This window comes from Streptococcus parasanguinis (assembly GCF_031582885.1).
GTDB classification, from domain to species: Bacteria; Bacillota; Bacilli; order Lactobacillales; family Streptococcaceae; genus Streptococcus; species Streptococcus parasanguinis_M.
Map to the genome: position 1 here is coordinate 2,025,362 of NZ_CP133988.1, position 14,962 is coordinate 2,040,323.

Annotated in this window: 14 protein-coding genes; 2 read left to right on the forward strand and 12 right to left on the reverse strand. The window is 41.2% G+C overall.

Annotation, left to right across the window (positions count from 1 at the left end; translation table 11 throughout):
• Positions 1-208: 208 nt before the first annotated feature.
• Together yqeH and RDV49_RS09810 are read right to left on the reverse strand one after the other, a co-directional pair.
• The gene (gene yqeH, locus RDV49_RS09805; protein ID WP_003005850.1) at positions 209-1,315 is read right to left on the reverse strand and encodes a ribosome biogenesis GTPase YqeH; all 1,107 of its coding nucleotides are present in this window, start codon (positions 1,313-1,315) and stop codon (positions 209-211) included.
• A gap of 2 nt (positions 1,316-1,317) precedes the next feature.
• A complete protein-coding gene (locus tag RDV49_RS09810; RefSeq protein ID WP_118095844.1) occupies positions 1,318-1,845 on the reverse strand; it encodes a YqeG family HAD IIIA-type phosphatase in 528 nt (175 codons plus the stop codon).
• Between the two features lie 182 nt (positions 1,846-2,027).
• Between RDV49_RS09810 and RDV49_RS09815 the strand changes: the two genes are divergently transcribed.
• Together RDV49_RS09815 and RDV49_RS09820 are read left to right on the forward strand one after the other, a co-directional pair.
• Positions 2,028-2,642, forward strand: a complete 615-nt coding sequence (locus tag RDV49_RS09815; RefSeq protein WP_003005843.1) for a TVP38/TMEM64 family protein — start codon at positions 2,028-2,030, stop codon at positions 2,640-2,642.
• A 218-nt stretch (positions 2,643-2,860) separates the two neighbouring features.
• Positions 2,861-3,253, forward strand: a complete 393-nt coding sequence (locus tag RDV49_RS09820) for a (deoxy)nucleoside triphosphate pyrophosphohydrolase (protein ID WP_118228464.1) — start codon at positions 2,861-2,863, stop codon at positions 3,251-3,253.
• Positions 3,254-3,265: 12 nt separating this feature from the next.
• Here RDV49_RS09820 and RDV49_RS09825 read toward each other — a convergent pair whose 3' ends face one another.
• From RDV49_RS09825 to rlmD, 10 genes are all read right to left on the reverse strand, one after another.
• Positions 3,266-6,130: a DEAD/DEAH box helicase gene (locus tag RDV49_RS09825; protein ID WP_118228465.1), complete on the reverse strand. Its 2,865-nt coding sequence runs from the start codon at positions 6,128-6,130 to the stop codon at positions 3,266-3,268.
• Positions 6,131-6,206: 76 nt separating this feature from the next.
• Positions 6,207-8,858, reverse strand: a complete 2,652-nt coding sequence (locus tag RDV49_RS09830) for a valine--tRNA ligase (protein ID WP_037607776.1) — start codon at positions 8,856-8,858, stop codon at positions 6,207-6,209.
• Between the two features lie 11 nt (positions 8,859-8,869).
• Positions 8,870-9,865 (reverse strand): lantibiotic ABC transporter permease, encoded by a 996-nt coding sequence (locus RDV49_RS09835; protein WP_310744355.1) that lies wholly within the window; start codon positions 9,863-9,865, stop codon positions 8,870-8,872.
• Between the two features lie 61 nt (positions 9,866-9,926).
• Positions 9,927-10,493: a GNAT family N-acetyltransferase gene (locus RDV49_RS09840; RefSeq protein WP_003005822.1), complete on the reverse strand. Its 567-nt coding sequence runs from the start codon at positions 10,491-10,493 to the stop codon at positions 9,927-9,929.
• 281 nt (positions 10,494-10,774) lie between these two features.
• Positions 10,775-11,122, reverse strand: a complete 348-nt coding sequence (locus RDV49_RS09845; RefSeq protein WP_003005820.1) for a helix-hairpin-helix domain-containing protein — start codon at positions 11,120-11,122, stop codon at positions 10,775-10,777.
• Between the two features lie 179 nt (positions 11,123-11,301).
• Positions 11,302-11,556 carry a DUF1912 family protein gene (locus tag RDV49_RS09850; RefSeq protein WP_003005817.1) on the reverse strand — a complete coding sequence of 85 codons (255 nt, stop codon included), beginning with the start codon at positions 11,554-11,556 and terminating at the stop codon, positions 11,302-11,304.
• A 2-nt stretch (positions 11,557-11,558) separates the two neighbouring features.
• On the reverse strand, positions 11,559-12,905 hold the full coding sequence (locus tag RDV49_RS09855) for a DUF438 domain-containing protein (RefSeq protein ID WP_003005813.1): 1,347 nt from the start codon (positions 12,903-12,905) through the stop codon (positions 11,559-11,561).
• The gene (locus RDV49_RS09860; protein WP_003005810.1) at positions 12,905-13,138 is read right to left on the reverse strand and encodes a DUF1858 domain-containing protein; all 234 of its coding nucleotides are present in this window, start codon (positions 13,136-13,138) and stop codon (positions 12,905-12,907) included. Before RDV49_RS09860 ends, RDV49_RS09855 begins: the two co-directional genes overlap by 1 nt.
• A gap of 13 nt (positions 13,139-13,151) precedes the next feature.
• Complete coding sequence (locus RDV49_RS09865) at positions 13,152-13,595, reverse strand: cytidine deaminase family protein (RefSeq protein ID WP_003005807.1); 444 nt, start codon at positions 13,593-13,595, stop codon at positions 13,152-13,154.
• Between the two features lie 10 nt (positions 13,596-13,605).
• Positions 13,606-14,958, reverse strand: coding sequence for a 23S rRNA (uracil(1939)-C(5))-methyltransferase RlmD (gene rlmD / locus RDV49_RS09870; RefSeq protein ID WP_003005804.1), 1,353 nt, complete (start codon positions 14,956-14,958; stop codon positions 13,606-13,608).
• Between the last annotated feature and the right edge of the window lie 4 nt (positions 14,959-14,962).

Genomic DNA, 14,962 nt, shown 5'->3' on the forward strand with positions numbered 1-14,962 from the left:
TTTTTGATCGTTATTTTAAGTGGTGGGGACAGCCGGAACTAATTTTTCAAAGATCTCATCTTTGAAAAATGGATTTCCTCACCTCAAAATGGAGCCTTGGTCTCCATTTTGCCCTTGCCAATCTATCGATTGGCAACTACACCACGGCAATAACGATCTCTTTATGAGCTCACTTTGTTCGCTCTTCAGATATATTTTTTCCTATTTTTTAAATGATAGCTTTGCGGGTAACGACGGCGACGCCTTCTGGTGCCCAGACAGCTACTTTGGCTTCTCCATTGACACGGATCCAGCCCAGTCCTGAGATGACCAGGTCTGTCTTGTCCTTGATGGTAAACTCATGAGAAACCAAGGGCGGGAATTCTTCTTTTTCCTTGCTATTAGGGGGAGTTAATAAGCTACCTACATGCTTATCATAAAAGGCCGTCGCTCCTTCGAGCTTGGTCCGATGAAGCTTGAGTTCGTTATCAAAGAAGGCGGTGAAACCTTGCTTTTCTCCCTTGATAAAGTCAAAGCGTCCCAAACCACCCAAGAAGAGGGTTTGCTCTGGATTGAGCTGGTAGGTCTTGGGCTTGATTTCTTTTTTAGGGCTGACATACTTGAGGTTTTTCGCCGTCAAGTAGTGAGCCATCTGGTGGCGATGGATAATCCCTGGTGTATCATAGATGTAGGATCCATCGTCCAGAGGGATTTCGATCTTGTCCAGTGTCGTCCCTGGGAAGCGAGAGGTCGTAATAATATCCTTGTCACCTGTGATTTCTTGGATAATCGCATTGATGAGGGTCGATTTCCCAACGTTGGTCACACCCACCACATAGACATCACGTCCTTTGCGGTGTTGCTCAATCTTTTCCATCAAGTCCTTAATGGCACTCTTGTTTTGGGCAGAGGTGAGGACCACATCGACAGGTCGCATGCCTTCTTCGTGGGCTCGCTCCATCAACCAATGGGTCACCTTGCTATCCTTGACAGACTTGGGCAAGATATCCTTTTTATTTCCGACCAAAAGCACATCATTTCCTGCTACAAAACGGGGTAAGCCAGGAATGACGGAGCCATTAAAGTCAAAAATATCGACTACATTGACCACAAGAGCATCACTATCTCCTACCTCGTGTAGCAATTTCAGGAAATCATCATCTGTCAGATGTACATCTGTGATTTCATTGTAGTGACGGAGACGGAAACAGCGTTGGCAATAAACTTCTCCTGTTTCTAAGCCCTTTTCAAGAGCTGATTGGGGAGTATAGCCTAGCCCCTCTTTGTTTTCTGTCTGAATGGGGGCTCCACAGCCAATACAGAATAATTCTTCCATTCTTAAATTCCTTTTTTGTATACAATCGGACCATATTTTTCGGCCATTTGCTTCATAACACGGCGTTCACGCGCCCGGTTGATCTGCGTCTTGATCGAGTCATGCTCGACCAAAGGCTTGACCAAAATCGAACGAATGCCCGCCCGATGGGCAGCCCGGATATCCGTCATCAGTTGATCCCCGACCATGACCACTTCATTTTTCTCATAGTGGAAACGTTTGAGAGCCCGATCAATCCCAAAGGTAAAGGGCTTGAGCGACCAGGCTTCATAGTCAATATCAAATTTCTCAACAGCGCGCTTGACCCGTTTGGGGCTATTATTAGACACTACGATAACCCGAATCCCTCCATCACGAAGGTCATGCAACCACTGGCGCATCTCAGGAGTTCCATCCGGATTATTCCAAGCAATCAAGGTATTATCCAAATCCACAAGGACCGCCTTAATACCTTGTTTTTTCAAGTCTGTAACGGTGAGATCATAGGCTGCTTCCACCGCAAAATCTGGTTTGTAATTTTCGATTGACACGTTTTTCTCCATTTTTTATACTCCTTTCATTGTAGCATAAAAAGGCCCATTTTGCACCCGCTTCACGACTAAAACAGCGACAGGCTCCAATCAGGTCGCTTTCACTACTCAAAAAATAGACAAAATCCTTACAAAGTTCCAAAAACATGGTATAGTAGAAGAAAAAGAACTCGGAATTATTTATGAAACAAACAAGCTCAAAAGAGGTCTCTCCTCTTCTCCAGCGTATCATTAATTGGTCGTCCATCATTGGGGCTCTTGGGACCTTAGCCTTTTGTATCTGGGCCTACTTTTCTGGCATCCTTCAATCCAAGGAAACCTTGTCAGCTTTCATTTTGCAAGCTGGAATCTTTGGTCCACCTCTCTTTATCTTTCTTCAGATCCTTCAAACAGTGGTCCCTATTATTCCCGGCGCCCTGACATCTGTCGCTGGTGTCTTTATCTATGGCCACATCATTGGGACCATCTACAACTACATCGGCATCGTCATTGGCTGTGCCATTATTTTCCACCTCGCGAGAATGTACGGGCCTAAGTTTGTCCAATCCATGGTCAGCCAGAAGACCTACGACAAGTACATTGGCTGGCTCAATGAAGGCAAGCGGTTCGATCGCTTCTTTATCTTCATGATGATCTGGCCCATTAGTCCCGCTGACTTCATCTGTATGCTGGCAGGTCTGACGAAGATGACCTTCAAACGCTACATGACCATCATCATCCTCTGCAAGCCTATCACCCTCGTTATCTACACCTACGGACTGACCTATATCATCGATTATTTCTGGAAAATGGTCTAAAGCATAACACCACCCCTAAGACTAGGAGGTGGTGTTTTTGTAGTCCTATGAATAGTTTATTACTCTCTATTTCACAACCCAACCAATCGCATCTGCAGGAGGATTGTCCACATCAATCCAGATGAAGTCAATGCCAATTTCACCGTTTTTGAATTTAGGTTTATTCATCAATTGATTCTTTCAACCTATTTCTGTTACAATGAGAGAGGAGGAAAATCATGTCAAAAAAAATTATTCACGTTGTTGCAGCTGCCATTGAAAAAGATGGAAAAATATTTTGTGCTCAGAGACCCGAAGGAAAAAGTTTGGGAGGTTTTTGGGAATTCCCAGGTGGAAAATTAGAGGCAGGGGAATCTCCTGAACAAGCGCTCATTCGTGAAATACAGGAAGAACTAAATTCAGAAATTGAAATTATCTCCTTTGTGAATGAAGCCTCCTATGATTATGATTTCGGAACTGTCGTTATGAAAACCTATCACGCCAAGCTACTTTCAGGAAAACTAGAGTTGTTAGAACACCAAAATTCGACTTGGTTAGCACCGCATGAATTAAAATCACTTAACTGGGCACCTGTCGATCGTCCAGCTGTAGAATTATTAACAAAAAAATAAGAGGTATACCTCTTATTTTTTTGTTAAATAATCATAAAGTGTTGTAGGAACTTCATTGATCAGTTCAAAATTCATGGTCACTACAGGCGTTTTGCCATCTGGCATTATAGTTTCAAGAGCACTATCCTCAATATAACAGACTGGTCCAAGATAATAGAAATCACTTCCTTCACCATCCTCTTTTTTTATAAACAGGTGAAGGCTCAATCCAGTATCATTAGACTGCATAATCTCGGCTACTTCTTTTGACTTGAAACTCCTGTTGCTCCTAGAATACCAGTGAAAGACTTTATTTGATAAAAAACCATCTTGATACTGAGTTGTTTCAGTAATATCATCCTCTTTGTGATAAGTGACAAAAATCGGACAAGTTCCATGTTTAACCTTATAACCATAAACAGTCGAGCTCTCATCCTTATCCCAGTTGAGTAGTCTCACAGCGTCTTTACGAGAATACTTTTCCCCGATTGTCAACGGATTCTGTGGATACTTTTCAGAACGATAAAGACCCGTCTGAATGATATCTAATATAAAATCTTTATACTCCTTTGTCAGAAATTGAGCAAAATATGGTGAAAGTTGATAAATATTATTCTTGATAGCCAAAGCTGATACACCATACTTTTCCTGATCTCTTTTAACAAAAAAGCTATAGGTCAAGAAATTCTCAATAGACTTCAACAACTCATTAGAAGCTCCTAAATTCTCTTCTTTTAGGAATTTTTCAAAATCCGAACGCGAAATCTTTTCTTTTTCCAGAAAGAATTTTAAAAGATAAAGATCTGCTTTCCTCTTTCCATTTGATAACTCTTTACAAAGAAAAGTTAGAAATCCATTTAGCTCAGAAATTTTAACAAATGAATCATCCTTGTCAAAAGAATCGATAACTTCTCCATAATGATTAAAGCTATCAAAAAAGATGTATGGATCCAAAGTATCTAATTTCCAAAAATCACTTAATTTTGGAATACAACCTAGCCGGTTCTTCGTCTCCATATAAGCTTCTTTCAACAAAACTTTATTAGATAAATTAGTATTAGTGATGGACTTAAAGATTTGTTCCTTAGCTACTTCTTCAAAATTGATGGTCGTCAATCCTTTTAGAATGTTTGGTTCTCGAAGCTCTCGACGATAATTATCTTTATTCATCGATTTATCACCAAACAAAGCAATAGGAATTAAATAGTTATTCTTATAGTTTCCAATAAAGTCGATAATGGTAACATATTCTTTACTCTCATGCTTCCGTAGTCCTCGACCTAACTGTTGTACGAAAACAATGCTAGATTGAGTATTCCGCAACATCACAACCTGATTGACCGATGGAATATCAATCCCTTCGTTAAAGATATCTACTGTTAAAATGTAGTCAAGCTCTCCCTTTTCTAGTTGGGCAACGACTTCATTCCGGGTCTCCATGTTATCTTCACCTGTTAAGGCTCGACAATGTTTCCCCTTTTGATTCAGTTTGGATGCTAAGTCATGGGCTTCTTGCTTAGAAGAACAGAACATCAAGCCCTTCACTTTCTCTCCACTAACTCCATAAAAATCAATCTTCTTAATAATATGCTTCACGCGCTCTTCGGAAGTTAAGTTCGCAATCGTAGTTTTCTCATTGATTAACTGTCCTTCGATTTCGATATCCTTTACCCCAAAATAAATGAATGGGCAAAGCATATCATTGTCAAGGGCATTTTGTAGACGAATCTCATAAGCAATATTGTAGTCAAACAATTCATAAATATTCTGACCATCTGTCCGCTCTGGAGTAGCCGTCATCCCCAAAAAGAATTCTGGTTGAAAATACGCCATCACTTTTTTATAAGAATTTGCACCAGCTTTATGAACCTCGTCAATCAGAATATAGTCAAAATAATCTCTTGAAAATAGGCCTAAATGCTGTTCACGTGAAAGGGTTTGGATAGTAGCAAACACATATTTTTTGCCCGTCAAATCAGCCCCAGAGTGATAAATAAGACCTTCTTCATCAGAAAACTGCAAGACCTTTTGAAAATCCGTTAATGACTTCTGAAGAATCTGCTCTCGATGAACAATAAAAAGCATTCTTTCTGGCTTAAACTGTTGGACATCAAAAGCTGATAGAAAGGTTTTTCCTGTCCCAGTGGCACTGATGACCAAAGCCTTCTTTTTCCCAGAATCACGAATTGCTTGTAATCCTTTTAAAGCATCCTTTTGCATTTCATTAGGACTAATTGTTTCACTCTGATACTGAGCCGTCTTCTCTTCGCGAATCTGATCCACTCGAATGACATTCTGACGTTTTCGCGCATAAGAAGCAATCTTGTCATATGTCAAAAGATCCGACTTCTCCCAAATCTTGTCAAATTCAGCTTTAGTAGCTCGAATAAGCTCGCCATTATGAGTAGATGTCAATTTAATATTCCACTCATAATTTATTTTGAGAGCATTATGGGTCAGATTCGAACTTCCCGAAATCAATACCTGCCTTCCCTCATGCTCAAAGAGATAAAACTTGGCATGCATCTGCAAACTCTCGGGAGTCAAACGGACTTCTACATTCTCTAACTTGAGTAATTCTTGCATTGCAATTGGATCATTGAAATCGAGATAAGGAGATATAAGAATTTTACCTTTTATTCCTTTATCCATCAGATCAGACAATTGCGACTTAATTAAGGCAATTCCAGACTGTGTAATAAAGGCCACTGATATGTAGAAAGCCTTGCACTTACTCAACTCCTCTTGCAAATCCGTCAAAACATACCGCTTCATTTCATGATCATTGATCAAAATCTGCGGTGAATATCCTCCCTCTTGATACTGTACATTATCCACAAAACCATATTTTAATGATTTAATAAGAGTGTCTTGAAATAAAGTTACGCCTTCTGGCATAGATCGTCTCTTTTCTACCGTTATTTAATAGTTTCATTATACCAAAAAAACACGGCATACCGCCGTGTTTCTGTGTTTATTTCACGAGTTTCTTCATCTCATCAATACGTGCGACGGTCGCATCGTACTTCGCTTGGTAGTCGGCTTGTTTGTCGCGTTCTTTTTGGACGACTTCTGGTTTGGCATTGGCTACGAAGCGTTCGTTAGAGAGTTTCTTACCAACCATATCCAGTTCTTTTTGCCATTTGGCCAATTCTTTTTCAAGACGGGCCAATTCTTCTTCAACATTGAGAAGGTCAGCCAGTGGCAAGTAGATTTCTGCACCTGTGATGATGCTTGACATAACCAAGTCAGGTACTTCGACATCTGCTGCAATTTCCAAGTGTTCTGGATTTGTGAAACGTTTGATATAGTTGACATTGCTATTAAAGAAGGCTTCCAAGTCGCTGTCGCTTGTCTTGATCAAAATAGTGATTGGTTTGCTTGGCGCTACGTTCACTTCTGCACGTGAGTTACGAACAGAGCGAATCACATCTTTAAGAGCTTCAACGCCGGCTGCTGCTTCTTCGTTTTCAAACTCTGGACGAACCACTGGGTATTCCGCAGTCACGATCGTTCCTTCAGAGATTTGACCATAGATTTCTTCGGTTACGAATGGCATGATTGGGTGAAGGAGTCGCAAAATTTGATCCAAGGTGTAAAGAAGAACAGATCGAGTGATAACTTTTTCTTCCTCATTGTCGCTATAAAGCACTTCCTTAGTCAACTCAACATACCAGTCTGCAAACTCATCCCAGATGAAGTTGTAGAGGATGTGACCAGCCACACCGAATTCAAACTTATCAAAGTTTTCAGTGACTTTTCCAATCGTTTCGTTAAGGTTATGGAGAATCCAGCGGTCTGTCACGTTACCTGCTTGACCAGCAGCCACTTTAGCCACATTTTCACGCGCCACATCCAGGGTCAAACCTTCATTGTTCATGAGGATGTAACGAGAGATGTTCCAAATCTTGTTAATGAAGTTCCAAGACGCATCCATTTTCTCATAAGAGAAACGTACGTCTTGCCCTGGTGCAGAACCGTTTGAAAGGAACCAACGAAGGGCATCGGCACCGTATTTCTCGATAACATCCATTGGGTCAATCCCGTTACCGAGTGACTTAGACATCTTACGTCCTTGCTCGTCACGGATAAGACCGTGGATAAGGACATTTTGGAATGGCTGACGACCAGTGAATTCCAATGATTGGAAAATCATACGAGACACCCAGAAGAAGATGATGTCGTAACCTGTTACCAAGGTTGAAGTTGGGAAGTAACGTTTGAAGTCTTCTGAGTCGACATCAGGCCAGCCCATAGTTGAGAATGGCCAAAGGGCTGAACTAAACCAAGTATCCAAGACATCTTCGTCTTGTTTCCATCCGTCACCTTCTGGCGCTTCTTCGCCAACGTACATTTCACCCTCAGCATTGTACCAAGCTGGGATTTGGTGACCCCACCAGAGCTGACGAGAGATCACCCAGTCGTGGACATTTTCCATCCATTGAAGGAAGGTATCGTTGAAACGAGGTGGGTAAAATTCAACCTTATCATCTGTGTCTTGGTTGGCAATGGCATTTTTCGCCAATTGATCCATCTTCACAAACCATTGTGTAGACAAACGTGGCTCAACCATAACCCCTGTACGCTCTGAGTGACCAACTGAATGGGTCATCTTCTCAATCTTAACAAGGGCACCAATTTCTTCTAACTTCTTGATAACAGCCTTACGAGCTTCAAAGCGGTCCATGCCATTGAATTCACCCGCCAATTCATTCATGGTACCATCATCGTTCATAACGTTGACTTGTGGCAAGTTATGACGTTGACCAACCAAGAAGTCATTAGGGTCGTGGGCAGGAGTGATCTTCACCACACCAGTACCAAACTCAGGGTCTGCGTGTTTGTCCCCTACGATTGGGATGAGTTTATTAGCGATTGGAAGGATGACGTTTTTACCAATCAGGTCCTTGTAGCGTGGGTCTTCGGGATTGACCGCAACGGCAACGTCCCCAAACATAGTCTCAGGACGAGTGGTCGCCACTTCAAGGGCGCGTGAGCCATCTTCTAGCATGTAGTTCATGTGGTAGAAGGCACCTTCCACGTCCTTATGGATCACCTCGATATCAGAAAGGGCTGTGCGAGCTGCTGGGTCCCAGTTGATGATAAATTCACCACGGTAGATCCAGCCTTTCTTGTAAAGGTCCACAAAGACCTTGCGAACCGCTTTAGACAAGCCTTCGTCAAGCGTGAAACGCTCGCGAGAGTAGTCTACAGAGAGGCCCATCTTGCCCCATTGTTCCTTGATGGTAGTGGCATATTCGTCTTTCCATTCCCAAACTTTGTCAAGGAATTTCTCACGGCCAAGGTCATAACGGCTGATGCCCTCACCACGCAAGCGCTCCTCAACCTTAGCTTGAGTCGCAATCCCTGCGTGGTCCATACCAGGAAGCCAAAGGGTGTCAAAACCTTGCATGCGTTTTTGACGGATGATGATATCTTGCAAAGTAGTATCCCAAGCGTGACCAAGGTGGAGTTTCCCAGTTACGTTTGGTGGTGGAATAACGATAGAATAAGGCTTAGCCTTTTTATCGCCTGAAGGCTTGAAAACATCCTCATCAAGCCATTTTTGGTAACGACCAGCCTCAACCTCGGCTGGATTGTATTTAGGTGAAAGTTCTTTAGACATGTGTGTTCTCCTTAATTTCTTTTTTTAATTTTTTTATATACTAATCTTCTAGTTTCCTTTTTTTGATGTTTAGTTAAAGTCTCATTATATAAATCAACAAAATTGTCAAGTTTATATAGACAGAGGAAATCTCCAATTTTGATAAATAATTTTCCTATAAAATTATGGCTTAGAGAATTATTTCTTGAAAAGTAAGATTTAGAAAAGACATATAATAAAATAATTACAACAGCTGTACCAAAAAATGTATAGAATCTCATCGTTCCTCTTTCAAAAAACGTTGAGTTAGATTTTTCAATTAAAACACTAGAAAGAAGAAGTGAAAAATATATGATAAAAGTGACGATATAAGAAATTATTTTATTTACTTGCCATCTATATTCCAACTTAGCAGGAATATTTATCTTTGTATCCCCCTTATTCAAGAATATTAGAAACTCTCTAGAGTTTATATAATTCCACAATACCAAAAGACTTGTAGCTAACGCCCACCATTTAATATCAAAAATCCCGATTATAAATAAACTCACATAAATTGTAACAAATAATAACATTAGTGATATAAAGCTTAGTTCGGTAAGAATCATCGTTATAGAAATCATCAAACGTAATAACCCTAACGTTGTAATTATGCTAATAATTTCACTACTTGTTTTAGTATCAAAAAATAGACTTAGTAAAATCGAACTAAACATGATTAAACTAATTGAGAAAAATATTTCTCTGAAAAAAGAAACATATTGTTTATAAATACTACTTTTAGCTAAATCATTTATTCTTTTATCCCTTGGTCTATAACAAACAAGGTAATATAATAATATTATTACGAACACCCAAGAATAAATATTTAAGCTAAACAGTTTTATACTCTTCATTAATGAAGTCTTATCTACTGCAACTATTATCACAAGTAGTATTAGGGACAATAACGGTTTAATTCCAATATCGTTTAAAAAATCAATTACATTCTTTTTGCCTGCCTTGATTATTTTATACTCTCCCTTCAAAAATTACATTTCCAAATTAAATTGGTAAATATTAACTATTCGTAAATTCCAAATAGTTCAACTAGCAACTTCTAGCTTCCCATTCACTCCTCAGCAAGCCATATCTCAAATCATCACAGCGGTTGCCTTGGGCATCTTTGCGGTCTCTTATGCGAGCTTCAAGAGTGAAACCAAGTTTCTCAGCGACTCGTTGACTTTGGACATTGTAACTAAAGCAAGACAATTCTATCTTATGAAGTCCCAATTCTTTAAAAGCCAGATCAATCAAGGCATGTGCCGCTTCAGGCACATAGACTCGCCCCCAATAGTCTGGGTGCAAGGTATAGCCAATCTCCAAAACATCGTCTTCGTGGCGATGGTTGAAGTCAACAGAGCCGATGATGGTATCGGTCCCTTTGACCACGATTCCATAGCCTGCTGGAAGATCGTCCTTTTCATTACGCTCAGGAAGGATATGTTCCAGATAATAAATCTCATCTTCCAAGGTCTGGACGGGTGGAAAACCAGCTGGATAGGCGACTTCTGGAAGACTCGCGTAAGCATGAATATCCTCAGCATCCGCCACGGTACGAACTCGTAAGACTAGACGCTCGGTTGCGATTCGCTCTGGTAGTGCTGCTCTTGTCATCCTTCTCCCTCGCTTTCTACAAAAGAATCGCCCCTGCCATCAATCTGACAGGGACGAATGTGTTGATCCGCGGTACCACCCAATTTCGGGCAGATGCCCGCATCTCTCGTCTTTAAAATAAAAAGACAATTTTATTTCATTTTCATCCATTAGCAACCAGTTTTGACACATTTGTGGACTTCTCAGCACCGCCACTTTCTGTAAAATGTGGGACTCAAAACACCTCTAATAAGTTCATTTTAGCAAGTTTTCCTGGAAATAGCAAGAAATCACAAAAGCGATTATTTAAATTTAACGCCTAGTTCTTTCAATTTCTTGATTGTAGCTGGGCCGATTCCTTTAAGGGCCAACAACTCTTTTTCTGTCCAGTTTGCGAAGTCCGCAACAGAGCGAATACCTTCATCATAGAATGTTTGCGCACGATCAAGTGCCACACATTCCAAACTTGCAGCAAATTCTTCCACTGAAGAAGCCGCTTGTTTCACTTCTTTCGCCACTGCTTTTGTAGCTTTCTCAACCTTTTTAGGTGCTTCTTTCACAGCTGCAGTTACAGTTGCGACAGCTTTTTTCAAAAGATGTCTATTTTGATGCTTGTATTGTTTCGCACGGTTTACGTTCTTCTTTGCCATTTTTCCTCCTAAATTCAGTGATCAATTCCTAAGGCAACAAGGTTTCATCACTATCATTCCATTCAAAAATCCGTTGATGTCATTTCAACTTTTTTATTGTATCACAATCCCCTAAAAAATCAAGTCATTGCTTAATTTTCAGGTAAATCTAGCTAGTAAAACGCCTTCAATAAGGCCATTTAATATTTTCTTTCACCAAAGAGGCCATCTGGTAAATCATGAAATCCTTTTCCAGCATGGAAATTTTCAAACTTCCTTTGCAAGAACTGATAAGCGTCCAAACGGCTTTCATAGCGAATCATGGCTATTTTAGCTCGCTCATCCTGGTCTTCATCAAAAACCTTCTTACTTTCTTCGAGAGCCATTTCATTGATCATGACTTGGGTCTTGATCCACTCCTCAAACTCCTTCATAAACTCTGTTTCGTAACTCATCTTTACTCCATTCCTCTATAAAAATCCGTATCGATCTCTCGATAAGGTTGAATGTCCTGAACATATTCCAAGACCCCTTGAAACTCTCCAGCTTCATCACGCACGGCTGCATAGGTGACATGGACAAATTTCCCACGCGATTCTGATTTGAACCACATTTCATACTTGTCTTTTTTCCCTTCACGAAGCCCTTGCATAATCGCTTTGACCTTCTCCAAGTATTTCGGAGGGTGACACAGCTCAACATTGCGTCCTACCTGTGATGGCGTCCTCTTAAAAATCATTTCTTCAAAAGGTGCAGCATCATTGTAATATTGGAAAATATCATCCTTATTGACAAAGGTGATCTCCATCGGCAAATGATTCAAGATTAAATTCGCTTGCTCCACAGATAGAAAGCCATGGCCAAAAGCTTGTGGCTGCTTGCGATCGAAGCTCTCTTCTTTTTTCTTAGGCGTGAAGGTAATCGTCAATTGTCCCTCAGGAGTCTCAATGACCTGACGGTGCTCATCTCCTTTTGAAGAAGGAAGCGGTTCAGTTGAACTCTCTGACTCTCTTGCTCCTTCTTCCTTGAAGTCCACACGTTTCGGCACCCATTTCTCACTTGGGAGAATAATGGCATAACCATAAGCATCACTTTCTTCTGCAATAGAGAGCCAGTCATCCTGGGTAAAGGACTCCAGCAAAATCATCAAGAGGATCGACTCTTCCTTGAAGATCATGCCCTCAAACTCTTGCGCAAAGGCTTCAAAGAGCTCATTGACTTCAGAAATACTAGATTCCGGTAATTTCTTGGCCGCATCTGAAACTTTCGCAAAGAGTTCCCGAATCTGGTCATCCACTCCCCACATCACTTTTGGCGGGGAATCATGCCCATATTTTTCCATAATCGGAAACATCAACTCTTCCTTACGACGGTAATGCCGGTCAAATTGACCCACCAAGCCCAGCTGACGTAACAAGCCCTTATGAATCTCCTGAATCATCTCAGGATCCTCCGTCGTCTCATAATTGTCTAGCAAGCGGCGGACCCGCATCATAGCTGCACGAAGAGCTAAGTTCTCCTGTTTAAAGATTTGAACAGGATGACCAGGGTGGTCGGTATCTGCTACTTCGACCCCTTGAACCGCATTCTTAAAGAGATTGGCATGGACATCACAAAGCTCCATCACATCTTCAAAAGTAACACCTGCATCGGAGTTCATCAGTTCATGCTCCATAAGAGAGATCTCAATCGCAGACACCCCTGCAAAGGTCGCATCAAACCGTTCTTGAACCGACTCAGGGGAAGCTCCATGATGAAGCTCTAATAAGATATCTCTTAAGACATGAATTCGTTCATCACTCATTAGTCTAGCCCCACTACTTCATAGCCATTAGCCTCTAGCGTTCGCACAATCTTCTCCATAGGCGTACCTTCTAATTTTGATCCTTGTTTCAAAGAAACCTTGCGCCCAACTGTATTGCGCATGATCGGATTGGCTAAGGGTTTAAAGCCCAACTCCACCAACAAATCCAATACTTCCGGATGTTGATCAATGACTTGAGCAACTGGAATCGATACATCAATAACATTGTCCATTTATTTATTTCCTCTACTCATTCCCTTTATTCTCTCTCTGACGAGCCCGTTCTTCTCCCCACCAAAGAGGCATCAGCTCTCCTAAAGTAATGGTCTTACGACTTTCATAATCCACCATAAACTCTAGATGACGATTCTCTGCATCTAGCTCAAGGAGAAATTCACGACAGGCCCCACAAGGCATCCCTGAGCCTTCTCCATAAGGAGGCTTGTCTCGAAAAGCAATAATGCGCTTGACCTTGGTCTGTCCTGATTGTTGATACATGTTGAAGAGTGCCGCTCGTTCGGCACATAAATGAAAGACACCACAGGTTCCTTCCATACAAAAGCCCGTAAAAATCTGACCATCTGCAGCCTCAACAGCAGCAACCACATGTCGAGCATAGACAAAATCTGAAACCTCTTGAGGCGCATAGAGAGCTTTCGCCTCATGATAAAGTTTTTCCCAAATATCCATTCTTCTACTTTCACTTCTTCACTAATTTCACAACTGCTTCCGTCCTTGCGGTATGGGGAAACATATCTACTGATTGAATGTATTCAACCTGATAAACCTTTGTCAAAGCCACTAGATCCCGTGCCAAAGTAGAGACATTACAAGAGACATAGACCATCTTTTCAGGCGCATAGTGCAACAAGGTCTCGATTAATTTTGTCCCCAAGCCCGTACGAGGTGGATCCACGATCACAGCATTAGCCCGATAGCCTTCTTGGTACCAGCGAGGAATGATCTCTTCTGCTGTACCAGCCTCATAGTGGGTATTCTCAAATCCCATCCGTTTAGCGTTGTATTTGGCATCTTCAATCGCTTCAGGAATAATATCCATCCCCCGAACACTTTTCACTCTATTAGCAAAAGCAAACCCAATCGTTCCAACCCCACAATAAGCATCTATCAAGTGATCCTCTGAAGAAACATCTAGAGCCTTAACCGCCTCACTATACAATACTTCAGTTTGTTCCGGATTCAACTGGTAAAAGGCTCGAGGAGACAGGGAGAATTCATAATCCAAAACACCTTCCAAAATGGCATCTTCTCCCCAAATAATCTGCGTTTGTTCCCCATAAATTTCACTGGATCGAGACGTATTTTTGTTAACAGCAACTGTGACAATCTCTGGGTGTTTCGTGACCAAGTCTTGCACCAAATTGTTTACATTAATCTGACGACTAGTAACCACAATGATCTGAACCTGCCCAGACTTCCGAGCCCGTCGAACCATCATGGTTCTGACACCCAGTTCTTTACGCTCATCAGCAATCGGAATCTGATAATAGGTCAATAAATCCGCTAGATCGTTGGCGATAGCTTGAATAACTGGATCTTGAACCAAACAATCTTTTAATTCCACCAAATAATGTGAATTTTGAGCATAGAGTCCCGCCTTCACCTGGTCCTTGAATTTCCTTGTTTGAAATTGCAATTTTGCCCGATAGTAAAGAGGTTCCTGCATTCCAATTGTCGGCCGAATATCATACTGTTCAAATCCTTCAGGTGAGAACTTCTTTAAGGCCTGTTGCAATAAATCTGTCTTAAACTCCAGCTGCTTATCATACTTCAAATGCATGATTTGACAGCCCCCACAGGTCTCATAGATATCACACATGGGCGTCACACGAAACTTAGACGCCTTATTCACAGATAGGAGTTTGGCTTCCGCAAAATTTTTCTTGACACTTGTAATTTGGCAGAAGATATCTTCTCCCTTTAAAGCACCTGGCACAAAGACAAGTGTTTTTTTATAAAAGCCAATCCCTTCACCGTTAATTCCCATTCGTTTAATTTTCAAAGGAATTTTTTGTTTTACTTTAACGTTCATATCC